General features: G+C 72.3%; 20 protein-coding genes, 1 tRNA gene and 1 riboswitch. Of the genes, 3 read left to right on the forward strand and 18 right to left on the reverse strand.

Going from position 1 to position 22,121, the window contains the following annotated elements; translation table 11 throughout:
- Window positions 1-881 precede the first annotated feature (881 nt).
- Together OG625_RS06235 and OG625_RS06240 are read left to right on the forward strand one after the other, a co-directional pair.
- Window positions 882-1,196: a helix-turn-helix domain-containing protein gene (locus tag OG625_RS06235; RefSeq protein ID WP_329377119.1), complete on the forward strand. Its 315-nt coding sequence runs from the start codon at window positions 882-884 to the stop codon at window positions 1,194-1,196.
- 1 nt (window position 1,197) lies between these two features.
- Complete coding sequence (locus tag OG625_RS06240; protein WP_329377122.1) at window positions 1,198-2,433, forward strand: tyrosine-type recombinase/integrase; 1,236 nt, start codon at window positions 1,198-1,200, stop codon at window positions 2,431-2,433.
- A gap of 99 nt (window positions 2,434-2,532) precedes the next feature.
- Here OG625_RS06240 and OG625_RS06245 read toward each other — a convergent pair.
- The 10 genes from OG625_RS06245 to OG625_RS06290 form a co-directional block, all read right to left on the reverse strand.
- Window positions 2,533-2,606: transfer RNA gene (locus OG625_RS06245), tRNA-Pro, on the reverse strand.
- Between the two features lie 94 nt (window positions 2,607-2,700).
- Window positions 2,701-3,066 (reverse strand): MmcQ/YjbR family DNA-binding protein, encoded by a 366-nt coding sequence (locus OG625_RS06250; protein ID WP_329377123.1) that lies wholly within the window; start codon window positions 3,064-3,066, stop codon window positions 2,701-2,703.
- 97 nt (window positions 3,067-3,163) lie between these two features.
- Window positions 3,164-3,709 (reverse strand): GAF domain-containing protein, encoded by a 546-nt coding sequence (locus OG625_RS06255; RefSeq protein ID WP_329377124.1) that lies wholly within the window; start codon window positions 3,707-3,709, stop codon window positions 3,164-3,166.
- Complete coding sequence (locus OG625_RS06260) at window positions 3,706-4,302, reverse strand: GTP-binding protein (RefSeq protein ID WP_329377125.1); 597 nt, start codon at window positions 4,300-4,302, stop codon at window positions 3,706-3,708. The genes OG625_RS06255 and OG625_RS06260 overlap by 4 nt, the downstream gene beginning before the upstream one ends.
- Window positions 4,280-4,750 (reverse strand): DUF742 domain-containing protein, encoded by a 471-nt coding sequence (locus tag OG625_RS06265; RefSeq protein WP_329377126.1) that lies wholly within the window; start codon window positions 4,748-4,750, stop codon window positions 4,280-4,282. The genes OG625_RS06260 and OG625_RS06265 overlap by 23 nt, the downstream gene beginning before the upstream one ends.
- A complete protein-coding gene (locus OG625_RS06270) occupies window positions 4,747-5,181 on the reverse strand; it encodes a roadblock/LC7 domain-containing protein (RefSeq protein ID WP_329390470.1) in 435 nt (144 codons plus the stop codon). Before OG625_RS06270 ends, OG625_RS06265 begins: the two co-directional genes overlap by 4 nt.
- Window positions 5,182-5,273: 92 nt before the next feature.
- Window positions 5,274-7,187, reverse strand: coding sequence for an ATP-binding protein (locus tag OG625_RS06275; RefSeq protein ID WP_329377128.1), 1,914 nt, complete (start codon window positions 7,185-7,187; stop codon window positions 5,274-5,276).
- Between the two features lie 324 nt (window positions 7,188-7,511).
- Window positions 7,512-8,726 (reverse strand): MBL fold metallo-hydrolase, encoded by a 1,215-nt coding sequence (locus tag OG625_RS06280; RefSeq protein WP_329377130.1) that lies wholly within the window; start codon window positions 8,724-8,726, stop codon window positions 7,512-7,514.
- Between the two features lie 120 nt (window positions 8,727-8,846).
- Window positions 8,847-9,632 carry an SGNH/GDSL hydrolase family protein gene (locus OG625_RS06285; RefSeq protein WP_329377132.1) on the reverse strand — a complete coding sequence of 262 codons (786 nt, stop codon included), beginning with the start codon at window positions 9,630-9,632 and terminating at the stop codon, window positions 8,847-8,849.
- 163 nt (window positions 9,633-9,795) lie between these two features.
- Window positions 9,796-10,749 (reverse strand): M23 family metallopeptidase, encoded by a 954-nt coding sequence (locus OG625_RS06290; RefSeq protein ID WP_329377133.1) that lies wholly within the window; start codon window positions 10,747-10,749, stop codon window positions 9,796-9,798.
- A gap of 2 nt (window positions 10,750-10,751) precedes the next feature.
- Window positions 10,752-10,926: riboswitch (cyclic di-AMP (ydaO/yuaA leader) on the reverse strand.
- A gap of 335 nt (window positions 10,927-11,261) precedes the next feature.
- On the opposite strand from OG625_RS06290, the gene OG625_RS06295 reads away from it, so the two are divergent.
- Entirely contained in the window at window positions 11,262-12,053 is a 792-nt protein-coding gene (locus OG625_RS06295) for a tyrosine-protein phosphatase (protein ID WP_329377135.1), read from the forward strand.
- Window positions 12,054-12,105: 52 nt separating this feature from the next.
- Here OG625_RS06295 and OG625_RS06300 read toward each other — a convergent pair whose 3' ends face one another.
- The 8 genes from OG625_RS06300 to hpnC all read right to left on the reverse strand — a co-directional run bounded on the left by OG625_RS06300 (window position 12,106) and on the right by hpnC (window position 22,058).
- Window positions 12,106-13,509, reverse strand: coding sequence for an aspartate aminotransferase family protein (locus tag OG625_RS06300; protein ID WP_329377136.1), 1,404 nt, complete (start codon window positions 13,507-13,509; stop codon window positions 12,106-12,108).
- Window positions 13,506-14,537 carry an adenosyl-hopene transferase HpnH gene (hpnH, locus tag OG625_RS06305; RefSeq protein ID WP_329377138.1) on the reverse strand — a complete coding sequence of 344 codons (1,032 nt, stop codon included), beginning with the start codon at window positions 14,535-14,537 and terminating at the stop codon, window positions 13,506-13,508. The genes OG625_RS06300 and hpnH overlap by 4 nt, the downstream gene beginning before the upstream one ends.
- Before the next feature lie 5 nt (window positions 14,538-14,542).
- A complete protein-coding gene (locus tag OG625_RS06310) occupies window positions 14,543-15,196 on the reverse strand; it encodes a phosphorylase family protein (protein ID WP_329377140.1) in 654 nt (217 codons plus the stop codon).
- On the reverse strand, window positions 15,196-17,241 hold the full coding sequence (shc, locus tag OG625_RS06315) for a squalene--hopene cyclase (RefSeq protein ID WP_329377142.1): 2,046 nt from the start codon (window positions 17,239-17,241) through the stop codon (window positions 15,196-15,198). The genes OG625_RS06310 and shc overlap by 1 nt, the downstream gene beginning before the upstream one ends.
- Before the next feature lie 117 nt (window positions 17,242-17,358).
- A complete protein-coding gene (locus OG625_RS06320; RefSeq protein WP_443067675.1) occupies window positions 17,359-18,459 on the reverse strand; it encodes a polyprenyl synthetase family protein in 1,101 nt (366 codons plus the stop codon).
- Between the two features lie 47 nt (window positions 18,460-18,506).
- Window positions 18,507-19,886, reverse strand: a complete 1,380-nt coding sequence (gene hpnE / locus OG625_RS06325) for a hydroxysqualene dehydroxylase HpnE (protein ID WP_329377145.1) — start codon at window positions 19,884-19,886, stop codon at window positions 18,507-18,509.
- Window positions 19,887-20,181: 295 nt separating this feature from the next.
- Window positions 20,182-21,120, reverse strand: a complete 939-nt coding sequence (gene hpnD, locus OG625_RS06330; protein WP_329377147.1) for a presqualene diphosphate synthase HpnD — start codon at window positions 21,118-21,120, stop codon at window positions 20,182-20,184.
- Window positions 21,121-21,128: 8 nt separating this feature from the next.
- Window positions 21,129-22,058: a squalene synthase HpnC gene (hpnC, locus tag OG625_RS06335; protein ID WP_329377149.1), complete on the reverse strand. Its 930-nt coding sequence runs from the start codon at window positions 22,056-22,058 to the stop codon at window positions 21,129-21,131.
- Between the last annotated feature and the right edge of the window lie 63 nt (window positions 22,059-22,121).

Genomic DNA, 22,121 nt, shown 5'->3' on the forward strand with positions numbered 1-22,121 from the left:
CCTCCCGCAGGCGGCGGTAGATCCTGTTGCAACGCTCGTTGAGCAACCCGGGCGCGGCGGCAACCACCCGTCGGCAAACAAGGCGAAGAGTGGCATCGCCACCTGGTCGGAACCGGCTGGAGGAAGTGTGCAGCCCGCTCCCGGGAAGGGGTTCGACCTCGCCCGCATCACGGAAAACAGCGCGCACCAAGACCCGAACCTTTTGCGGACCACCGCCCTATGACAAGCCGTGGGTACCGCCGTTCTCACTGGTCAGCGCGGATGCCGTCGCCGTACCACCAGCGGACGAAGAACCTGCCGGGCGGCCATTCAGCCGGAGCCCGACCTCATGCGGTGCCGATCACCCCAAGTAGCGAAATGCAGGGAACTGATCCACGTCACCCATCAGCCTGCGGCCAACACCCAAGACTGACGGTTGGTCAATTTACCCGGCTTTGCGGCCGATCCACGGTGGAATATAGCTGGAGATCCCCGGTTTCGGAAACCGGGGATCGCGTAGATGATCGAAGCTCCACCGCACCACTCCCTCCCCCTAGTCGAAAGGGTATTTGCCGTCCGATGGCACAGCTTCGATCTCGAAATCCCTAACCCCGCTCTGTTACGGGAGCGCCACGGCGCCCAAGACCGTTTCCAGCAAGCTAACACCACGCCACAGCCCGAACGGGATGCCTTCCACCTCAGGGCGGAATGGTCCGGTTGGGCGCAGTGATCACTCAGTGAGCCACAGATCCTCGAGAGCAACCGGTACCTCGGATGGACCCTCAGCCAGCCGCACCCGCCAGCGGAGTTGTTCTCCGTGTGCGAATCCGGCGGTATTTCGCTGGACTTTTCAAACGTTCCCCCTATGGTCGTCGTCCCACCATTCCTCCACCCAGGGGAGCGTGACCGACCTGTCTCTTGCACCGACTCGCCCGATCGGCGTTCTGCGCCATCGCAAGGACCCCATGTCATCCCAAGAATCCGCGAAGAGCGGACGAAACGTTTCCCCCGATCTGGTCACCGGCAAATGGCTAACGACCGATGAACTCGCGGGCATCTTGAACGTCGATCCCTCCACGCTCCGTCGCTGGCGCACTGGCCGCCCCCTGCAAGGGCCGCCGTTCGTCCCTGTGTCCGATCGCGTCACCCTCTACAACGCGGTTGACGTCGAACACTGGCTGCGCAGTCGCCGGGTCGATCCCGAACAGGCGGCCTGACATGGCGATAGCGACACCCACCGCCGCTGTCGAAGCCGTTCCGATCGGGGTCCGTCTCACCGCTGATGTCGAGTACCGGCCCAATCGCCCTTCGCCCTACCGGGCACGCGTGCGCTGGTGGGACCCCGAGACCAAGTCCCGCAAGTCCATCTCTGAGGCCAAGGAGACCGAGGACGAAGCTCAGGAGTGGATCTCGGCCCTGGTCGAGGCCGCCCAGGCCGGCATCAACCCGTCGCTTGCCACCATGCCGTTGGCCGACTACGGCACCGCGAACATGGACCTCGCGCTTCGAGGGCTGGAACTCAAGACGCTCGACCCCTATATGGCCGGTTGGCGTCTGCGCGTAGTGCCCTCCCTCGGGCACCTGCCGGTTCGGATGATCACCAACGGTGCCGTGGACCGTACCGTCTACCGGTGGATCGCAGACGAGCTCAGCCGCTCCACGGTGAAGAACACCATCGCCGTCCTCGTGCGTGTCATGGAGCAGGCCGTTCGCGATGGGCTCATCAAGGTCAACCCTGCCCGGGTCAGTGGCTGGCAGCGCCAGTACCAGCAGGTCGAGGACGAGCTGAACGACCCACGCGCACTCTCTCTGCCCGACTGGGAGACCCTGCAGGCCCTCGTCAAGGCCCTGGTCGCTCGCTCATACGGCCAGTACCAGGGCTGGGGCGACGTGGTCACTTTCGCCGCATCCACGGCAGCCCGCATCGGTGAGGTCTCCGGAGTCCGCGTCAAGGACATCGACATTGACAACTGGATCTGGACCGTACGACGGCAGACCACCCCCGCGCGAGGCGGGCTCGTCGACAAGGCCACCAAGGGAAAGCGCGCCCGCAAGGTACCCCTCATCGAAGAGGTACGGCCGATGGTGGCCCAACGCCTGCTGGCCGTCGGCAATGACCCCGATGCCCGGATCTTCTTCGGACCGCGTGGCGGTCGCATCTCCACCGCGGTCCTGCGCGACGCCACTCACTGGGATGACGTCGTCACGGAACTCGGCTTCGAACACCTTCGACGACACGACCTGCGCCACACCGGGCTGACCTGGTTCGCCGACGCAGGCGTCCCCCTGCATGTCCTGCGCAAGATCGCTGGACACGGCTCGCTGACCACCACTCAGCGCTACCTGCACCCCGACGCCGGCCAGATCACGGCAGCTGGTGCCGCGCTGTCTGCGCACCTCATGGTGCTCCGTGCACCTCGTTCGCTGCCAGTCACGGCCGTTACCGCCGTCTGACCCGCACTGACCGCATTGGTCCCCAACTGGTCCCCAAAAACGATCAAGAGGCCGTTTCGGATTGCTCCAAAACGGCCTCTGACCTGCGACTCTTTCGAGTCGGGACGACAGGATTTGAACCTGCGACCCCTTGACCCCCAGTCAAGTGCGCTACCAAGCTGCGCCACGTCCCGATGCCCGCTGACCTGGGGTTTCCCCTGGTTGCAGGCGCAGGAGAACAATACCGCACTTCGCGGGGTGGTCGCGCGCACCTTTCCCGGGGCCCGCTCAGCCCCTGTCGCCGGCGGTCAGCTCCGGGTGGGCGGCGGCCAGCCGTTTCGGGGCGGCCTGGAGCCAGGAGTCGGTCAGGATGGCGCGCAGCTCGTGCGTGTCCTGCACCGCCGCCAGGCGGACCCGGAGCCAGGCGTAGTTGTCGTCGTGGCCCTCACGCACGAAGAACTTCTCCGGCTCCGCCTCGATCAGCTCCGCCCGGTCCTCTTTCGGGCATTTCACCCCGATCGACGTGTCGTCGTCGGCCAGGGACACGAAGATCTTCCCGCTCACCCGGAAGGTCGGCATGCCCCAGGCGAGCTTTTCGCTGCTGTCCGGGAGCGACAGCGCGATCGTGCGGACGTCCTGTGCGGTCGTGGCCATCCCGCGGCTCCTCTCCGGCCGCCGGCGGATCCAGGCACCGGCGAAACCCGTCCCACGACCGTAGACCCCGCCACCGACAGTCGCGCCCGGACGGGGCTCACGCCCGCCGGTCCTCCCTCTCGTGCAGCAGTCCCACCAGCTCCGCGGCGAGCGCCTTCGCCGTGGCCAAACCCTCCGTGCCCCAGCGCCGGGGGACCACGTCCACCGCGCAGACCGTGCCCAGGACGATCCCGCGCCGGTCCGTGAGCGGCGCGCCCACGTACGAACGCACCCCGCTCTCGTCGACGACCGCGTTGCCCGCGAAGCGCGCGAAGTCCCGTACGTCCTCCAGTACCAGCGCCCGCCTGCGCACCACCACGTGCGGGCAGTAGCCGTGGTCGCGGGGCAGGACCCGCGCCGGGTAGCCGCTCGCCGGGGCGGCGGCCGTGTGGTGCAGGCCGGCGAAGAACTGCCGTTCCTCGTCGATGAAGTTGACCCCCGCGTACGGAGCGTCGAGGGCGTCGGACACCCGGCGCGCGAACGCGTCGAGCTCGGGGTCGGTCCGCTCCCCCAGGCTCAGCTCGCGCAGCCGGACGACGCGCGCGGGCGCCTCCCGGTCCACGGGCGTGAGCAGCAGGTGTCCGGTCGATTCGTAGTAGGTCATGGCGGTTCCCCCGACTCGTTGGACAGGCACAGCAGATGGCGGACGAGGGCGGCGAGCGTGCCCGTCCCGGAGCTGGTCAGGCGCGCGTCGCACCGTACGACGGGCACCTCGGGCCCGAGCCCCACCGCCTCGCGGACCTCGTCGGGCGCGTAGCGGTGGGCCTCGTCGAACTCGTTGACGGCGAGGACGAAGGCGATCCCGCGCCGCTCGAAGAAGTCCACGGCGGGGAAGCAGTCGGCGAGCCGGCGCGTGTCGGCGAGCACCACGGCCCCTAGGGCGCCCGCGCACATCTCCTCCCACAGGAACCAGAAGCGGTGTTGGCCGGGCGTGCCGAAGAGGTAGAGGACGTGCTGCTCGTCCAGGGTGATCCGGCCGAAGTCGAGTGCGACGGTGGTCGTGGACTTCCCCTCGACGCCGTACAGCGGGTCGTCGTCCGCGCCCAGGTCGCTGAGCAGCTCCTCCGTGCTCAGCGGCTCGATCTCGCTCACCGCGCCCACGAAGGTGGTCTTGCCCGCGCCGAACCCGCCCGCGACCAGGATCTTCAAGGTCACGGGCGCGGTCGCCGGGGTGTCACAGTCGCTTGCGTAGGCCATCGAGCACCGCCCGGAGCAGGTTCTGGTCGGCGGCGGCGTACACGTCGCCGCCGATCCCGGGGAAAGGAACGGTCGTCGGCCCGGCGCCGGCCGCGGGGACCGGGAACCGGGGCGCTTGGGCCACGACGGCCCCGTGTTCCATCAGGTCGGCCAGCAGCACCTTCACCACCGCCGCCGGCAGCCGCAGCTGCCCGGCCGCCTCGGCGACCGTGACCGCCGCGGTTCCGGCGCAGATCCGCAGCGCGAGGGTGTGCTCGGCCCCGAGCGGGACGCGCGGCCGCACACCGGTCGCGGTCACCAAAGACAGCAGGTCGAGCGCGACGCCCGGCCGGGTGCGGCCGCCGCTGGCCGTGTACGGGCGCATCACCCGGCCCGCCGAGTCGTCGAGCCAGGGTGTGTCCCGGTACGAGCTTCCCCGCGCGTAGGCCCCCCTCGCGCGGGCCCTCATCGCTCCGGGTCGGCGGCGGGCCGCCGCGGCGGGGCCGCCAGGTACGGCCGTACGCTCTTGACCAGCATCGCCATCTCGTACCCGAGCACGCCGGCGTCGGCCTCGCGGTCGGCGAGCACCGCCAGGCAGGTGCCGGAGCCGGCGGCGGAGACGAAGACGAGCGCGGTGTCGAGCTCGACCACGACCTGCCGTACCTCCGCGCCGTCCCCGAAGCGGGCACCGGCGCTGCGGCCGAGCGAGTAGAGCCCGGAAGCGAGGGCCGCCATGTGATCGGCGCTGTCCGGGTCCAGCCCGTGTACGCAGGTCACGAGCCCGTCGGCGGTGAGCAGTACGGCACTGCGCGTGTACGGCACGCGCTGCACCAGGCCGCTGAGCAGCCAGTCGAGGTCCGAGAGCCGGCTGCCGGTCTTGGTCGCCACTTCGCCGCCCATGGGGGTGCGCTCCTTGCCGAGGTGAGGGGTCTGAATCCGGATCGGGATCCGGACCGGGATCTGCATCGGGATCCGGACCGGGGAGGTCCGGGTCATGCCTGGTTCTCCGACTGCGCGAGGCCGAAGCCCCGCTGGAAGGCGGCCATCAGGCCGGGGTCGTGCACGGGCTGCTGCTCGGCGTCGTCCACGGCCCGCCGGGGCGCGGGCGCCTCGCGCAGCTGGGGCGCGAGATGCTGCTGCGCCCGCCGCCGAGGCAGCTCGGGCCGCCGCCCGTCCCCACCCCTCTCGGCCGCCGCTGCGGTCGGGGAGGGTGCCGAGGCCGTGGCTCCGGCCCGCCGCACCGGCAGCGGTGGGGGCGCCTCGACCCCGGTACGGGGCGCGGGCAGGTGTGCGGCCGCAGGGCCGGGGCCGGTCCCGGCTGCGGAAACGGGCGCGGAGCCGGACAGGGGCGCGGAACCGTACCCGGGCACGGGGTCGCTCTCCGGTACGGGCCGCTCCGGAGCAGCGGAGGCCCCGTCCTGGTCCGGAGCGGTGGCGGGCCGGGCAAGGTCGAAGGCGGCCGAGGCCCCGGCCCGGTCCGGAGGCGTGGCGGCCCGGACAGGGTTCGCGGCGGCGGAGGCCCTGTCGCGCTCCGGAGGCGTGGCGGCCCCGACAGGGTCCGCGGTGGCGGAGGCCCAGGCTGCATCGGGGGTCCTGGACGGCCCGGCAGGGTCCGGGGCACTGGCGGGCGCCCAGGACGGGGGCGGGGTCGGCATGGGGACCGGCTCCAGGCGGGGCGGCGGTGGCGCCGTCGTCTGGGTGGCGGCGGCCGCGCCCAAGAGTTCCTGCGGCAGCACCAGCACCGCGAGCACCCCGCCGTAGATGTTCGACTTCAGTTCGACGGCGATCCCGTGCCGACGGGCCAGCGCCGAGACCACGTACAACCCGATCCGCCCGTCGGCGAGCAGGTGCCGGACGCTGATCTGGTCGGGGTCGCCGAGCAGGGCGTTCATCCGGTGCTGTTCCTCGGCCGGCATGCCCAGCCCCCGGTCCTCCACCTCGACCGCGATCCCGGCGGTGACCCGTTCGGCGCGCAGCACCACATCGGTGTCGGGGGCGGAGAACACCGTGGCGTTCTCGACCAGTTCGGCCAGCAGGTGCACCACGTCCGCGACGGCGTGCCCGCGCACGCTGCCGCCCGCCGGGGGCACCACCTTGACCCGGGTGTACTGCTCGACCTCCGCGACGGAGGAGCGCAGCACTTCGCTCAGGTCGATGGGCCGCGTCCACTGGCGGCGGCTCGCGGCGCCCCCGAGCACGGCAAGGTTCTCGGCGTGGCGGCGGATGCGGGTGGCGAGGTGGTCGACGTGGAAGAGCTCCCTGAGCAGGTCCGGGTCCTCGACCGTGTCCTCCAGGTCGTCCAGCAGTGAGATCTCGCGGTGCACGAGGGACTGCAGCCGGCGCGCGAGGTTGACGAAGACCTCCACCTTCCGCTCGCTGTCCGAGGGCGCCGCCGGTCCGGCCAGCCGTACGAGCGTCAGGTGCGCCTGCTCGCGGGCGGCGCGCAGCTCCTGCGAGAGCAGCCAGAACTCGTCGATCCCCGCCGGGTCCCCGCCGAGCCCGGGCCCCGTCGGGCCGCCGCCGCGGACCGTACACGGCGGGGTCTCGCCCCGCTCCAGCCGGTCGGCGACGGTGCGCAGCTCCTGGCGGCCGCGCACGCTGGAGCGGCGCAGGGCCTCGCACCGGTCACGGACGGCCTTGGCGGTGCGCTGGGCCCCGAGCAGCGCCGCCGCGAGGGCGCCGACCACCAGCAGGGCGCAGCCGGTGAGCACCGGCCACAGCCGGGCGTCCCGGTCCCCGGCGCCCCCGCCGAGCTGCAGGGTGAAGATCACGGCGGCGGCCCCGCTGAGCCCGGCGGCGAGCGTGGGCAGCACGGCGGAGCGGATCAGCTGGGGCCGTATCTGCCGGCCGGGGCCGGTGGCGGCGTGTCTCGACGGGGCGTGGCGGGCTGCGCGGAGTCCGGACATCTGCGTCCTCGGTACGTGGGGCCCGGCCCCCAGCGTTCCCGGGGCCCGGTGTTGATCACCGGATACCCACGCTAGACCGCACCGTCCCGCCCCGGACGGCCAGTTGAGGAACTTGGCGGGGGTGCTTCCCGCTCCCGGTGGAGCGCTCGCACGACAGCCCGAATGCGCCGGGAGCGCGTACGCCCGCGGCCCGGCAGGAGTGCGCCCGCGAGGCCGACACGCCGGCCGGGCCGCCCGCCGGACCGCCCGCCGGGCCATCCGCCGGGCGCAACGCCTCGGGCGCGCCCGCCGGACACCCCTCAGAGCCTCGGGGACGGCTCCCGTCTACGTACCCACGGCCTCCGGCTCGCCCCGCCCCGCCGGGGCGGGCGCCGCGGCCGGGGCCTTCGCGGCCACCGGGGCGGATCCCGCCGACAGCACGGGGGCCGATCCGGCCGCCACGAAGGGACGCCACCACGCCTGGTCGGGGGCGTCGGCCGCGCCGGGTTCGAACGGCTGGCCCGGGATCGGCAGGGCCACGGCCGCCCCCGCCGCCTCGGCGGCGGCGACGGTTCCCTCACCGGGCTCGTCCCACGGGTGCAGGGCCAGGTTGAAGGTGCCCCAGTGGATCGGCAGCATCACACCGTGCGGAACGCCGCCCTGGAGGTCGAGGTGGGCGCGCATGCCCTCCTCCGGGGTCATGTGGATGTCGGGCCAGTACTCCGAGTAGGCGCCGATCTGGATCATCGTGGCGTCGAAGGGGCCGTGCTCGGCGCCGATCTCCTCGAAGCCCGGGAAGTAGCCGGTGTCCCCGCTGTGGTAGATCCGGTGCTCGTCTCCCGCGACCACCCAGGACGCCCACAGGGTGTGCTGCTGGTTGCGCAGGCCGCGGCCACAGAAGTGCCGGGCGGGGGTCGCGGTCAGGGAGAGCCCGGCGATCTTGGTGGTCTCGTTCCAGTCCAGCTCGTGCAGCCGGTCGGCCGGGACGCCCCAGCGCTCCAGGTGCGCGCCGACGCCCAGCGGGACGGCGAAGACCGTGTCCGTACCGGCCAGCGCCTTGATCGTCGGCAGGTCGAGGTGGTCGTAGTGGTCGTGCGAGATGACCACCACGTCCACAGCGCCGAGGGAGGCCAGCGGGACCGGTACGGGGTGCAGCCGCTTGGGCCCGGCGAAGGGGAAGGGGGAGCACCGCTCGCCCCAGACCGGGTCGAACAGCACCCGGCGCCCGTCGATCTCCGCGAGCACGCTGGAGTGGCCCATCCAGGTCAGGCGCAGGCCGCTGACCGGCGGCTTCGCCAGCTCCGCGAGCGTGGTCGGGTAGACCGGGATCGGCGCGGCGGGAGCCCTGCGGACCCGCTGCTCCCGGTGGAAGTAGATCTTGGCGAACTCCGCCATCGAGCCGGAGGGCCTGTTCCGGGCCCCGACCGGGTTCTGGAAGATTCCGTCGGCGAAGTTCGGCGAGCGGCGGATCCGCTCCAGCCGGGCGCCTGAGGGGTCCGCGCCGAAGGCTTCGGGCCGCAGGGCACGCAGCCGGGGACGCAAGGGACGGGAGCCGGTCAAGGCGCCTCCAGGGACGGTGCGGTCAGGACGTTCGTCGGTCTACGACCATCCCAACGCACACCGGCCCCGAAGGATTCCGCTTGCCCCGTGCGTGTCGTCCCCTCCCCCCCCTGCCGCGTCCTAGAGCGGCAGCAGGTCCGGGCGCTTCGCCTCCACGTGGTCCCCCGAGGACTCCCCGCGCAGCCGGCGGCCGATCCAGGGCGCCAGGTGCTCGCGCGCCCACTGGATGTTGTCCCGGGTCACGTCGACCGAGCCGCGCGGCCGCTCCGGCGGCCACGGCTGGTCGGGGTCGGCCGGCACGTCCAGCCCGAGCACCTGAGCCGCGCGCAGCGCGACCCGGGTGTGTCCCTCGGGCGACAGGTGCAGCCGGTCGGTGTCCCACGCCCTGCGGTCCTGAACGGATTTGAGCGACCAGAGGTCGAGCACCGGGCAGTCGAAGCGGTCGGCGATGGCGCGGACGTGCACGCTGTACGTCGCCACCTTGCCCCGCAGGTGCTTGAGGACCGGTACGCCCCGGGTGTCGAAACCGGTGGTGATCACCACCCGGCCGACGGCCCCCGTGAGGTCGGCGACCGCCGCCTCGAAGCGCTCCGCCACGTCGTCCGGGTCGGTGCCGGGGCGGATGATGTCGTTGCCGCCCGCGCAGAAGGTCACGAGGTCCGGCGCGAGCGCCTTGGCCCGCGGGACCTGCTCGGCCACGATCTGGTCGAGGAGTTTGCCGCGCACGGCAAGGTTCGCGTACCGGAATTCGTCTTCCCCGTGCTCGTCGGCCAGGAGCACGGCGAGCCGGTCCGCCCAGCCGAGATACGTTTCCCCGGGTCCCGGGTCCCCCACGCCTTCGGTGAAGCTGTCCCCGATCGCCGCGTACGAGCCGATGGTCTTGAGTTTGGTCGTCGTCGCTGCCACGGGACAACATCCTTCACTCCCGTAACCAACCTACGCCAACGTAACGAGGGGTTGACGGGCCGTGATCTTCACCACCCGGGGGATTTGGAACGGGTACGCGTGAGGCCGGGGCCCCCCTCGGGTCCCGGCCTCACGCGTGTCATCGCTCCGACGGCGGCTGCCGTCAGATGCTCACGCCCTTCGAGCGGAGGTAGCTCAGCGGGTCGATGTCGGAGCCGTAGGACGAGCCCGTGCGGATCTCGAAGTGGAGGTGCGGGCCGGTCGAGTTGCCGGTGGAACCGGACAGGCCGATGGTCTGGCCGCCGGTGACGCTCTGGCCGGAGAAGACGGACAGCGAGGAGAGGTGGGCGTACTGCGAGTAGTTGCCGTCCGCGTGCCGGATGACGACCTCGTTGCCGTACGCGCCGCTCCAGCCGGCGGAGACGACGGTGCCCGCGCCGACCGCCCTGACGGTGGTGCCGGAGCTCGCGATGAAGTCGACACCGGTGTGGTAGCCCGAGGACCACATGCTGCCGGCGACCTTGTAGGCGGTGGAGACGCCACCGCCGACCGGGGACACGAACCCGGTCGCGGACTGCTTGGCGGCGGGGGCCTCGGCGGCGGATTCCTGCTGCGCCGGAGCGGCCTTCTTCGCCGGCTGCGGAGCCGTCTCGGGGGCGGCCTTCGGCGCGGTCTTCGGGGCGGCTGCCTTCGGAGCGGGCGCGGAGTCGGCCGGAGCCGCCTGGCCCGCACCGCCGAGGGTCAGCTTCAGGCCCGGGTGGATCAGCGACGGGTTGGTGCCGACGGCCTCGCGGTTGTCGGCGTAGAGCTGCTCCCAGCCGCCGGACAGGTTGCGCTCGGCGGCGATCTTCGAGAGGTAGTCGCCCGGCACGACCGTGTAGACGGTCGGCGCGGCGGTCGCGCCCTGGAGCGAGACCGGGGCCTGCGGGGCCACCACGGGGGCCACGGCGGTCGTGCCGGCCACCGCGGCGGGCGCGGCGGCCGGGGCACCGGCCGCGTGGGCGCCGGCGGCGCCCATCAGGGGCAGCGCGAGGGCTGCTCCACCGGTTCCGGCGACGGCGAAACCGCGCGATATCGAAAGGGACTTGGGGCGGCGGTGCTTACCCTTTGCAGGCATGGCGAATTCCTCTCCGGCGCCTGCGAGGTGAGCTGTCGGGTTCGGACTGGAGATGCCCGGCCGCACATGAACGGAACATGTACGGCTTCACCCCAAGCCGTCCCGGCTCCGAGTTCCGGGACAGCGGCTTACCTGGTTCCCCCGCTCCTGCCGCGCGTGAATGGTCGGGTGCGGTTTCCGGGCGGTGGCAGGATTAGGCGATCCACCCGGATCGGTCGCGAACGTAATCCCAAACGGCCACGGGGAACAAGCCATGGATTTTCTGACGGAATCACAGAGGCGGTGGACCGGCTGAATTCCGGTCACCCTCCGTCCATTCCCCGCTGCCAACAACCGCTCCGACGCGGGCATTCGACTTTCGCGATCAGGCACTCACGGTCACCGTATGATCTGGCTCACGGGGACGTGCCCGATCTCGCCTCCGCTTATGGCAAGTTGTAGCCAAGTAGTGTAATTCGGACACGCGCCCCATCCGACGAGCGCGGAGAGCACGACGAAGCGGAGGAGTTCCCTTGACCCAGCAGATACGGGAGCCGGAGTTGTCCGGAGTGCGCAATTTCCGCGATGTGGGCGGATTGCCGACTTCTGACGGACGAAGGGTCAGGCCGGGACGACTGTTCCGAAGCGGACATCTCGCACATGCCACTGAAACCGATACAGAATTCCTCGGTTCGCTGGGCCTCCACACCGTCTTCGACTTCCGCAACGGCGCCGACCACGCGCTGGAGGGCCCGGACGTGGAACTGCCCGGCGTGCGGAACGTCAACATCCCGCTCTCCGACCCGGCCGACGGCCGGGAGTTCTGGAAGATGGTCCGCGACGGCGACCTGGAGCAGCTCCGCTCGATCCTGGGCGGCGGGAAGGCCGCGGCCCGGATGGCGAACTCGTACCGCGGGATCATCAAGAACCGCACCGCCGAGCACGGCAGGGTCCTGCACGCCCTCGCCGAGGACAGCGTCCCGGCCCTCCTGCACTGCGCCGCCGGCAAGGACCGGGCCGGCCTCTCGATCGCCGTCACCCTGCTCGCGCTGGGCGTCGAGCGCGAGGCGATCGTCGCGGACTACCTGGAGTCGAACGCCCCGCACCGCCGCTACCGGGTCCGCCGCAGCGGAGAGTCCGCCGAGGCCCGCTCCCCCGAGGTGACGGAGCTCCTCTCCCCGCTCTTCGACGCCCGCGCCGAATACCTGCTCGCGGCGTTCGACACCATCGACGAGACCTGGGGCGGCGTGGACCCCTACCTGGCGCAGGGCCTCGGGCTCACGCCGGAGACCCGGGACCGCCTCCGCGAGCGGCTGCTCGACTGACGTCGCACCGGCCGGAGGGGAGCGCGCCGCGGGCGCACCCCCTCCGCTCCGGTCAGCGGTTGGCGACCGCCTGCTTCACCAGCGTCCTGCCGAAGTCCCACATCAGCCCCGACCCGCCGTGCGCCTCGTCCATGACCTCGCGGAAGGCGCCGACGAACCGGTCGACGTCCCGCCCGTCCACGATCAGCGGCGGGATCAGCTTGATGACCTCCAGGTGGTCGCCGGAGACCTGCGTGAGGATCCGGTGCTTCTGCAGCAGCGGCACCACGACCATCTGCGCGAAGAGCCCCTTGCGGGCCGCCTGGAGCATCGTCCAGCGGCCGCGCAGCCCCAGTGAGGACGGCCGGCCGAACTCGATGCCGATCATCAGTCCGCGCCCCCGGACCTCGTGGAGGAGTTCGTACTCGTCCACGAGCGCGGCCAGCCGCCCGCGCAGCAGGTCGCCCATCGCGCGGGCGTTGGCCACGATCTCCTCGTCCTCCATGACCGAGAGCACCGCCAGCCCGGCGGCCATCGCCTGCGCGTTGGACCCGAAGCTCGCGGAGTGCACGAGGACCCGGTCCATGGAGGAGTAGACCTTCTTGAAGATCCAGTCCTTGCCCAGGGTCGCGCCGACCGGCACGTAGCCGCCCGACAGGGCCTTGGCCACGCACACCAGGTCCGGCTCCACGCCCGGCTCGTGCTGGTACGCGTAGAAGTCGCCGGTACGTCCCAGCCCGGTCTGCACCTCGTCCGCGATCAGCAGCGCCTTGTGCCGGTGCAGCAGTTCCTGCGCGGCGAGCAGGAAGCCGGGCGGGGCCGCGAGGACCCCCTTGCCCTGGATCGGTTCGACGACGAAGGCGGCCACGTCGCCCTTGCGCAGCTCCCGCTCCAGTGCGGCGAGGTCCCCCAGCACGATCCTCGTGTCGGGGAGGAGCGGCGCGAAGCCGTCGCGGAAGCCGCTCTCCCCGTTGACCGAGAGCGAGCCCGTGGTCAGCCCGTGGAAGGCGTGGTCGCAGTAGAGGATCCTCGGCCGCCCCGTGGCGTACCGGGCGAACTTCAGGGCCGTCTCCACCGCCTCGGTGCCGCTGTTGCCGAAGAAGACCCGGTCCAGGTGCGGGCTGTACGAGAGCAGCTTCTCGGCCAGCAGCCCCGGCAGCGGCTGGCAGTCGAACCGGGTCAGGTCGGCGAGCTGGGCGTCGAGGACGTCGTGCAGGGCCCGGCGGACCACGGGGTGGTGCCGGCCGAGGCCCATCACCCCGAAGCCGGCCAGCATGTCGAGGTAGTCGTTGCCCTCGGCGTCCCAGAAGTGGGCGCCCTCGGCCCGCTCGTAGACCTTGTCGAAACCGATGGTGTGCAGCATGCGGGGAAGCTGGTGGTTGAGGTGCCTGGCGTGCAGCTCGTACCGTTCCGCCCCGCGGGCGGCCAGCAGGGCTCCGAGGTCGAAGCCCTTCCCCCCTCGCGCCTCCCCCGTCATGCCGACTTGTCCCGGTTGCCGCTCACCGTCTCGCGGGCCGCCCGGAGGGATTCCTTGAGGGATCCCATGGTGGCGAGGACGGCGGTGGGCTCGTAGCCGCAGTGCGCCATGCAGTTGGCGCAGCGCGGGTCCTTGCCGCGGCCGTACTTGCTCCAGTCGGTGTCGTTGATCAGTTCGCGGTACGTGGGCACGTAGCCGTCGCTCATCAGATAGCAGGGGCGCTGCCAGCCGAAGAGGGAGTAATTCGGAATGGCCCAGGCCGTGCACGGGAAGTCGGCCTTTCCTTCCAGGAAGTCCAGGAAGAGCGGGGAGTGGTTGAGCCGCCAGCGCCTGCGGTTTCCGCCCGCGAAGGCCTTCTTGAAGAGTTCGCGGGTCTGTTCGACGCCCAGGAAGTGCTCCTGGTCGGGGGCCTTTTCGTAGGCGTAGGCGGGCGAGATCATCATCTCGTCCACCTTCAGGTCGTCATTGAGGTAGTTGAGCACCTCGATGATCGTCTGCGGGGTGTCGGTGTTGAAGAACGTGGAGTTGGTGGTGACCCGGAATCCGCGCCTCTTCGCCTCCTTGATGGCGGCGACCGCCTCGTCGAAGACGCCTTCCTTGGCCACCGATTCGTCGTGGCGTTCGCGCAGGCCGTCGATGTGCACGGCGAAGGCGAAGTACGGGGACGGGGTGAACTTCTCGATCTTCTTGCGCAGCAGCATCGCGTTGGTGCACAGGAAGACGTACTTCCGCTTCGCCACCAACTGTCGGACGATCTCGTGGATCTGCGGGTGCATCAAGGGCTCACCGCCCGCGATGGACACCATCGGCGCGCCGGACTCCAGCACGGCTCCGACCGCCTGGGCGACCGGCATGCGCTGCTTGAGCACCCCGGCCGGGTGCTGGATCTTCCCGCAGCCTTCGCAGGCGAGGTTGCAGGCGTAGAGCGGTTCCAATTCGACGATCAGCGGGAACTTCTCACGCTTGCGGAGCTTCTGTTCGAGAAGATAGGTCCCGACCCTGATGGACTGTCGCAGTGGCATTGCCATCTGGCTCACCTCCTGGGGAGCAGCAAAGAACGGTGCCAGTCATAGAACGCGGGCAGCACGGCACGGAGAACACGGAAGGCCGATATTCCACCGCGAACCGTGCCGATACGGACGAGCTCATGCTCCGGAGCGTCCACGATCACCCGGACGGCCGCAACCGGACGCCCTCCGCCTCGGGTCGCGGTCCACAGCGTGGACGCCGACTCCATGTCGACCGCGATGGCGCCGGTGGCGCGCAGCTGCGCGCGCTCCTGGCCGCGGACGACGTGGTCTGATCCGGTCAGTGCGCCGGTGTGCACGGTCCGGCCGGGCGCGGCCCGGGCCAGTGCCTCGGCGAGCAGCGCGGTACCGGTGCAGGTGACGGCCCCGCTCGGGTCCCGGGTCTCCTCGGCGACGACGAGGTCGCCGGGGTGCATGCCGGGGACCAGCCCGGCGCAGAACCCGGTCGCGAGGACGGCCGCCCGCTCCATCCCCGGTCTCTCCAGGGCCCGGCCGACGGCCCGCTCGGCGGCGCGCGGGCCCATGCCCGTGCGCAGGAGCCCGTACGCCTGCGGCGCGCCGCGGCCCGCGCTGCGCAGCGCGGCCTGCTCGATGCGCAGCGCGCAGGCCACCAGCAGCGGGTCCGGGTTCTCGGCCCGGTCCCCCCGGCCGGCGGACATCAGGGGCCTCCGGCGGCGGTGAACGGCTCTCCGTACACGTAGCGGCCGAGTGCGGTGAGCGGGAAGACCTGCCGGTACAGGTGGTAGTTGATGGAGAAGTCCCAGGGGAAGCCGGTGCCCGTGAAATAGGGCTCGTCCCAGGATCCGTCCTCCCGCTGCGTCCGGACGAGGTACGCGACGCCCTGCTCCACGGCCTTCCCGTCGCGCTCGCCGGCCGACAGCAGGGCCATCAGCGCCCACGCGGTCTGCGAGGGGGTGGAGGCGCCCTTCCCGCCCCAGGAGGGGTCCTGGTAGGAGCGCTGGTCCTCGCCCCACCCGCCGTCCTCGTTCTGTACGGATTCCAGCCAGCGCACCGCCCGCCTGATCGCGGGGTGCGAAGGGGCGATGCCCGCGGCGGTGAGGGCCGGGACCACCGAGCCCGTGCCGTACACGTAGTTGGTGCCCCAGCGGCCGAACCAGCCGCCCTCCGGCTCCTGTTCGGCGAGCAGCCAGGCGATGCCCCGCCGGGTGCGTGCGTCACCCGCCTTGCCTTCGAAGGCGAGCATCTCCACGACGTGCGCGGTGACGTCGGAGGAGGGCGGGTCGATGACCTCGCCGAAGTCGCAGAAGGGCAGCTTGTTCGGGAGGGGGCTGGTGTTGTCGGCGTCGAAGGCGGCCCAGGCGCCGTTCTTGGACTGCATGCCGAGGTTCCAGGAGACGCCGCGGGCGATGGCCGCCTCGACCCGGGCCGGGTCCGGATGCTTGATCCGGCGCAGCGCGAGGACGACCTCGGCGGTGTCGTCGATGTCGGGGTAGGTGTCGTTGTGGAACTCGAACGCCCAGCCGCCGGGGGCGAGTCCGGGCCGGCGCACCGCCCAGTCGCCGCTGCGGACGATCTCCTCGCCGAGCATCCAGTCGGCGGCCTTCACCAGCGCCGGGTGGTCGGGGCGCAGGCCGGCGTCGGCCAGCGCGATCGCGGCGAGGCAGGTGTCCCAGACCGGGGACTGGCAGGCCTCGATCATCCGGGCGCCGTCCTCGCGCCACACCGCGAAGCGGTCCAGGGATTCCAGTCCGGCGCGCATCACCGGGTGGCCGAGGTCGTAGCCGAGCAGGTGCAGGGCGATGACCGAGTACACGGCGGGGGGCTGGATGCCGCCCCAGCAGCCGTCGTTCTCCTGGCGTTCCACGATCCAGCGGCCGGCGGCGGCCATGGCCGCCTTGCGCAGCCGGCGGGGGGCGATCCGCCGGTAGACGTGCAGGGCCTTGTCCATCCGCTGGAACGCGCCGTCCCAGCTGGTGGCGGGAGCGAGCGGTCGGACCGGGTACGGCTCACGGGCGTCGGTGTGCAGCTCGTCCAGCGCGAAGGGGGCCGGGCGGACGGGGCGCATCGCGGAGACCACGGTGAGCGGGACGATGGTCTGGCGGGCCCAGCAGCCGAAGTCGTAGATGTTCAGCGGCACCCAGGACGGCAGGAACACCAGCTCGGGCGGGAGTTCGGGCAGCTGGTCCCAGCTCCACCAGCCGAAGAGGGCGAGCCAGATGCGGGTGAAGACGCGGGAGGCGGCGAGCCCGCCGTGGGCCCGGATCCAGGCCGAGGCACGGGCCATGTGCGGGGCGTCCGGGGCGTCCCCGGCCAGCCGCAGGGCCACGTACGCCTCGATGGTGGCGGAGAGTTCGGGCGGCCCGCCGTGGAAGGTGGCCCAGGTGCCGTCCTCGCGCTGCTCGCCGCGGATGAACAGGGCGGCGGCGTGCGTGGTGGCCTCGTCGCGGATCCCGAGGAACTGGCGCAGCAGCAGGTCCTCGGCGTCCATGGTGACGTTGGTCTCCAGGTCGCCCTTCCACCACCCCTCGGGGTCCTGCCGCTCCAGCAGGTGGCGCGTCGCCCGCGCGGCGGCGGTGCGCGCCGCGCGCACGCTCCCGTCCACCGCCTCGGCCCCCTCCCCGGTGGGCGGGCCGGTCCTGGCCCCGGGCCCCGGGGACCCCGCCGGGCCGGGCTCCGGGGCGCCCAGAGTGGTGTCGCTGCCAGCGCCAGCGCTCTCCGCGCTGTCGTCGGTCGTCGCTGTCATGGCTTCCCCTTCGTGCAGTCGGTCCTCTGCTGTGCTGGGGTCTGCCGTCGGGCGACGCGCTACGGGAACTGCGCGTCGGCCGGCGACTCACGCGTCATATCCACCGTCGGGCGGCGGTCACCTCTTGCGCACGACGACGAAGTCCGCGAGGGCCACCAGCTGGTCGCGCACGCGCTGCGGCATGTCGACGTCGTCCAGTGCCCGGATCGCGATGGCGTGCTGGCGGCGGGCCTCGTCGGCGGTCCACTGGCGGCCGCCCGCCGCGTCGATGAGCGCCGCGCGGGCCGCGAACTCCTCTTCCGAGAAGTTCTCGAAGTCGCTGCTCTTGGCGTCCGCCGCGAGCAGCTCGGCCAGTTCGGTCGAAGCTGGCCCGCCCGCCGCCAGCGCGGCGACGACCGGGAGGGACTTCTTGCGCTGGCGCAGGTCGCTCCAGGTCTGCTTGCCGGTGGCCTCCGGGTCGCCCCAGATGCCGAGCAGGTCGTCCACGGCCTGGAAGGCGAGGCCCAGGTGGTAGCCGTACTCCTCCAGCTTGTCGGCGGTACGGTCGTCCGCGCCGCCGAGCACCGCGCCGATGGACACCGCGCAGGCGAGCAGGGCGCCGGTCTTGTTGCCCTCCATCTCCAGGCACTCCTCGACGCTGACGCGCTCGCGGTGCTCGTAGGAGATGTCCTGCGCCTGGCCGTCGATGAGCTTGCGGCTGGCGATGGTCAGCCGGTGTGTCGCACGCGCCGCCTCCACCGTGCCGAGCTCCAGGAGGACCTCGTTGGCGAGGGCGAACAGCGCGTCGCCGACCAGGATCGCGAGGGCCGGGCCGTGGACCTTCCACACCGTGTCGCGGTGGCGGCGCTGCTCGTCGCCGTCCATCAGGTCGTCGTGCAGCAGAGAGAAGTTGTGTACGAGCTCCACGGCGACGGCACCCGGGATGCCCACCTCGGCGGCCGCGCCCGCGGCCTCGGCCGAGAGCAGCGCGAGGGCGGGGCGCACGGCCTTGCCGCCGTCGCCGTCCGCCGCGTTGCCCTGGGCGTCGATCCAGCCGAAGTGGTAGGCGGCGACGGTGTCCATGGGCGCCGCGAGCCGGTCGACGGCGGCACGGAGCACGGGGGTCGACAGCGTGCGGCCGCGCTCCAGGAGCGCGAGCGTGTCCGCCTTCTCCACGCCCCCTCCGGCCGTGCCCGCACTCGCACCCGTGTTCTCGACGGCCGGATTCCCCGGGTTCACTGGCTCTCCTCTGGTTCCTGTACGTGCTGCGGTCGTGCTGATGGTCGTCATGCCGCCTCCTGCAGAGGGTGTTCGCGGGGGCGGCCGAGGGCGGCGAGCGCGGCGTGTGCCGCGTTCAGTCCGCTCCGGACGGCGCTCTCCATGGTCGCGGGCCAACCGGTGGCAGTCCACGCACCGGCCAGGTAGAGCCCCGGCGTGTCGGTGCGCGCCCCGGGGCGCAGCCGGCCGACGCCGGGCGTGGGGGCGAAGGTGGCCGTCCGCTCCCGGGTGACGAAGAAGTCCCGTACCTTGGCGCCGCGCGCGGCGGGCAGCAGCCGCTCCAGCTCGGGCAGGTACTTGTCGCGCAGGACGGAGACGGGCTCGTCGATGTCGTCCTGGGCCACGGACTGGGACAGCGCCAAGTACTGGCCGCCGTCGGGGAGTCCGGAGGAGTCGGTGCGGTCGAAGACCCACTGCACCGGGGAGCCCAGTGCGGCGAAGAAGGGCTGCTTGAGCACCTTGCGGTCGTAGACGACATGGACGTTGAGGATCGGCGCGGTGCCGATGTCGAGGAGCTTGTCGGGGTCGGCGAGCGCCCCGGCCGGGAGCAGTCCGTGCGCCTCGCGCTGCGGGACGGCCAGGACGACCGTTCCCGCGTCGAGGGACTCCTGCTCGGTGTCGACCCGCCAGGTCCCCTCGGGCGTGGCGGTGATGCCCGTGACCCGGGTGCGCAGCTCGGTGCGTACGCCGGCCGCGTCGAGCTGCTTGCGGGCGAGGGTGTCGTGCAGGTCGCCCAGCGGTACGCGGGCCCAGCCGATGTCGGCGGCGCCGTTCTCGGAGAGCAGGCCGGTCTTGAAGACCATGGCGGCCAGGCCCAGTGAGGAGTGCTCGGCGGTGGCGTTGAGGGTGGCGATGCCGACGAGGTCCCAGAGGGCTTCGATGGTCCGGGCGGACTGGCCGTAGCGGCCGAGCCAGGTCGCGAAGTCGACCCCGTCCAGGGCCGGGTCGGCGGGGTCGAGGCGGCGCAGCGCGAGGGCGGCGCGGCCGACGCTCGCGCGTTCGGCGAGGGAGAGGTGCGGGTAGCGGGCCAGTGAGCCGGCCAGGTGCAGGGGTACGGGCAGGGCGCTGCGCCGCAGCCGGCCGAGGCGCGGGCCGCGCGGGTGCGCGACGTCGAGCACGGGTACGTCGAGCCGGTCCTGGAGGGGCGCGAGGGCGGCGCCGTCGACGCGGTCGAGGAACCAGCGGTAGGCGGTGCAGCAGCGCAGGTAGACGTGCTGGCCGTTGTCGACGGTGAGTTCGCCGCGCTTGAAGGAGAAGGCGAGCCCACCGAGCCGCGGGCGCCCTTCGAGGAGGGTCACCTTGAGCCCGGCGTCGGCGAGTTCGAGCGCGGCGGCGACTCCGGCGAGTCCCCCGCCGACGACGACGGCGCGCTGCTCGGTCCCGGTCATGCGCCCTCCCCCGTGGTGCGGTGGCCCTCCGGACCGGTCTGTCGCTGTCCCTCAGGCCCGCGCGCGGCGCCCCGCCCGGCGCGGCCGGAGCCCGCCCGGGGAGACGCGCCCGGGTGCCCGGCGGTTGCCCGGGCCGGCAGCGTCGAGCGCCTGGCGCCAAGCGGGGCCGGGAGGGTGCCATGGGCGGCGGGCGCCGCCGGGGCCGGTGAGGCGGGGCGGGCGGCGGGCGCAGCCGTGCGATCGGCCCGCTCGGCCCGGGCCGGCACATCCGCCACGGGCCGGGAGGTCAGGGGCATCAGGCTCGCCTCCGGTTGCTCTGGCGGGAGATCGTGCGCGCGTCCAGGCCGGACAGGCCGCGAACGGCGACGTACGCCTTCTCGTGCGGCGGGAGCGAGACGCGGCCGCGCAGCACCGCCTCGGGCTCGCGCTCGATGCGGTCGAGGAGGCGCCGGTAGATGCCCGCCATCGCGGCGACGCAGGCGCCGCTGCGCCGGTCGAGCATGGGCAGCAGCCGGTAGCCCTCCACGAACAGGGCCCGGGCGCGCCGGACTTCGTGGTGGACGAGCCCCGCGAAGTCCGAGCCGGCGGGGGCCCGGTCGCTGTGGAAGCCGTCCGAGCAGCCGAACTTGGCGAGGTCCTCGGCGGGCAGGTAGGTCCGCCCGTTGGCCGCGTCCTCGCGGACGTCCCGCAGGATGTTGGTCAGTTGCAGGGCGAGGCCGAGCGTGTCGGCGTACTCCCCGGCGCGCGCGGTGTCGGGCGATCCCTGGGTGGTGCCGAACACGCCGAGCGAGAGCCGTCCGATCGCGCCGGCCACGCAGCGGCAGTAGACCTTGAGGTCGTTCCAGGTCTCGTAGGTCTCGCCGCGGACGTCCATCAGGACGCCGTCGATGAGTTCGTCGAGGCCGCCGAGCGGGATCGGGAAGCGGCGTGCGGCGTGCGCGAGGGCGACCGCGACCGGGTCGGTGTCGTCCTCGTCGATCTCCTCGGCCCGGACCCGCCCGAGCAGCGCGCGGGTGTCCTCCAGGCGTGCCAGCTTCGCCTCGGGGGGCAGCGTGCCGTCGCCGATGTCGTCGACCCGCCGGGAGAAGGCGTAGAGCGCGGACATCGCCTGCCGCTTGTCGGTGGGCAGCAGCCGGATGCCGTAGGCGAAGTTGCGCGCCTGTGATCCGGTGACGGCCTCGCAGTAGCTGTAGGCCGCCTGGACAGGTGCGGACACGTGTGTGGGTCCCTCCACGGTCGGGCTCACCCCTTTCTCGGCGCGGTGCGCAGGACGGTGGCCACCTCGCGGACCAGGCCGCTCTTGGTGGGCTTGGGCGGTCCGGGGAGTACGTCGAAGCCGGCGGCGGTGACGGCTCGCAGGGCGGCGCGCCCCCCTCCCACGAATCCCGCGAGGAGCAGCCGGAGTCTGCCGTGCACGCTACCCACGAGGGGTGTGCCTGCATCCAGCAACTCGCGTGCGCGCTCGGTTTCGTATGCGATCAGGGAGCGTACGGCCGCGCCGGCGGACGGGGCCGCGAGGTCGGCCTCGGTGACGCGGAAGCGCCGCATGTCCTCGGCGGGCAGGTAGATCCGGTCCCGGCCGAGGTCCTCGGCGACGTCCTGGACGTGCTCGACGATCTGCAGGGCGGTGCAGACGGCGTCGGAGCGGCGGATCCGCTCGGGGGTGCTGGTGCCGGTGAGGGAGAGCACGAGGCGGCCCACCGGGTTCGCGGAGAGCTCGCAGTAGCCGAGCAGGTCCGCGTACGTCTCGTAACGCGCGACGCGCTGGTCCTGGCGGTTGGCCTCGATCAGCCCGAGGAACGGCTCGGGGGTCAGGCCGTGGGCGCGGACGACGGGCTGGAGGTCGAGCAGCAGCGGGTGGCGGGGCGAGCCGTCGGTGCCGCCGAAGACGCGCAGCAGGTCGGCCTCGAAGGCGTCGAGCATGGCGAGCCGGTCGTCGACGGCGGCCGGGTCGAGGCCGAGGAGTACCGCGTCCCGTCCGCCGGGCGCGAGGTCGCCGTCGCCGATGTCGTCGACGAGGCGGGCGTAGCCGTAGACGGCGGTCAGGCCGTCGCGCCAGGCGCGGGGCAGGAAGGCCGGGGCCACGGGGAAGTTCTCCGAGGCTGCCTTGTCGAGGGTGGCGCGCACGTGGACGGTGTCGGACGGGGGGTGGATGCCGAGCCCCGGGGTCACCGCCCGCCGCCTGGGGTGGGGACGGCCGTGGTGCCTGGGGGCCGGAGAATTCCCGTAGCCATT

This window comes from Streptomyces sp. NBC_01351 (assembly GCF_036237315.1).
Taxonomy (GTDB): domain Bacteria; phylum Actinomycetota; class Actinomycetes; order Streptomycetales; family Streptomycetaceae; genus Streptomyces.

Bases quoted from the DNA above. Each gene is read 5' to 3' on its own strand.
- OG625_RS06270 (WP_329390470.1), bottom strand. From the start codon at position 5,181: ATGGGCGGCGAAGTGGCGACCAAGACCGGCAGCCGGCTCTCGGACCTC.
- OG625_RS06300 (WP_329377136.1), bottom strand. From the start codon at position 13,509: ATGACGGGGGAGGCGCGAGGGGGGAAGGGCTTCGACCTCGGAGCCCTG.
- OG625_RS06240 (WP_329377122.1), top strand. From the start codon at position 1,198: ATGGCGATAGCGACACCCACCGCCGCTGTCGAAGCCGTTCCGATCGGG.
- OG625_RS06265 (WP_329377126.1), bottom strand. From the start codon at position 4,750: ATGAGGGCCCGCGCGAGGGGGGCCTACGCGCGGGGAAGCTCGTACCGG.
- OG625_RS06260 (WP_329377125.1), bottom strand. From the start codon at position 4,302: ATGGCCTACGCAAGCGACTGTGACACCCCGGCGACCGCGCCCGTGACC.
- OG625_RS06250 (WP_329377123.1), bottom strand. From the start codon at position 3,066: ATGGCCACGACCGCACAGGACGTCCGCACGATCGCGCTGTCGCTCCCG.
- hpnE (WP_329377145.1), bottom strand. From the start codon at position 19,886: ATGACCGGGACCGAGCAGCGCGCCGTCGTCGTCGGCGGGGGACTCGCC.
- shc (WP_329377142.1), bottom strand. From the start codon at position 17,241: ATGACAGCGACGACCGACGACAGCGCGGAGAGCGCTGGCGCTGGCAGC.
- hpnH (WP_329377138.1), bottom strand. From the start codon at position 14,537: ATGGCAATGCCACTGCGACAGTCCATCAGGGTCGGGACCTATCTTCTC.
- OG625_RS06310 (WP_329377140.1), bottom strand. From the start codon at position 15,196: ATGTCCGCCGGCCGGGGGGACCGGGCCGAGAACCCGGACCCGCTGCTG.
- OG625_RS06275 (WP_329377128.1), bottom strand. From the start codon at position 7,187: ATGTCCGGACTCCGCGCAGCCCGCCACGCCCCGTCGAGACACGCCGCC.
- OG625_RS06290 (WP_329377133.1), bottom strand. From the start codon at position 10,749: ATGCCTGCAAAGGGTAAGCACCGCCGCCCCAAGTCCCTTTCGATATCG.
- OG625_RS06255 (WP_329377124.1), bottom strand. From the start codon at position 3,709: ATGACCTACTACGAATCGACCGGACACCTGCTGCTCACGCCCGTGGAC.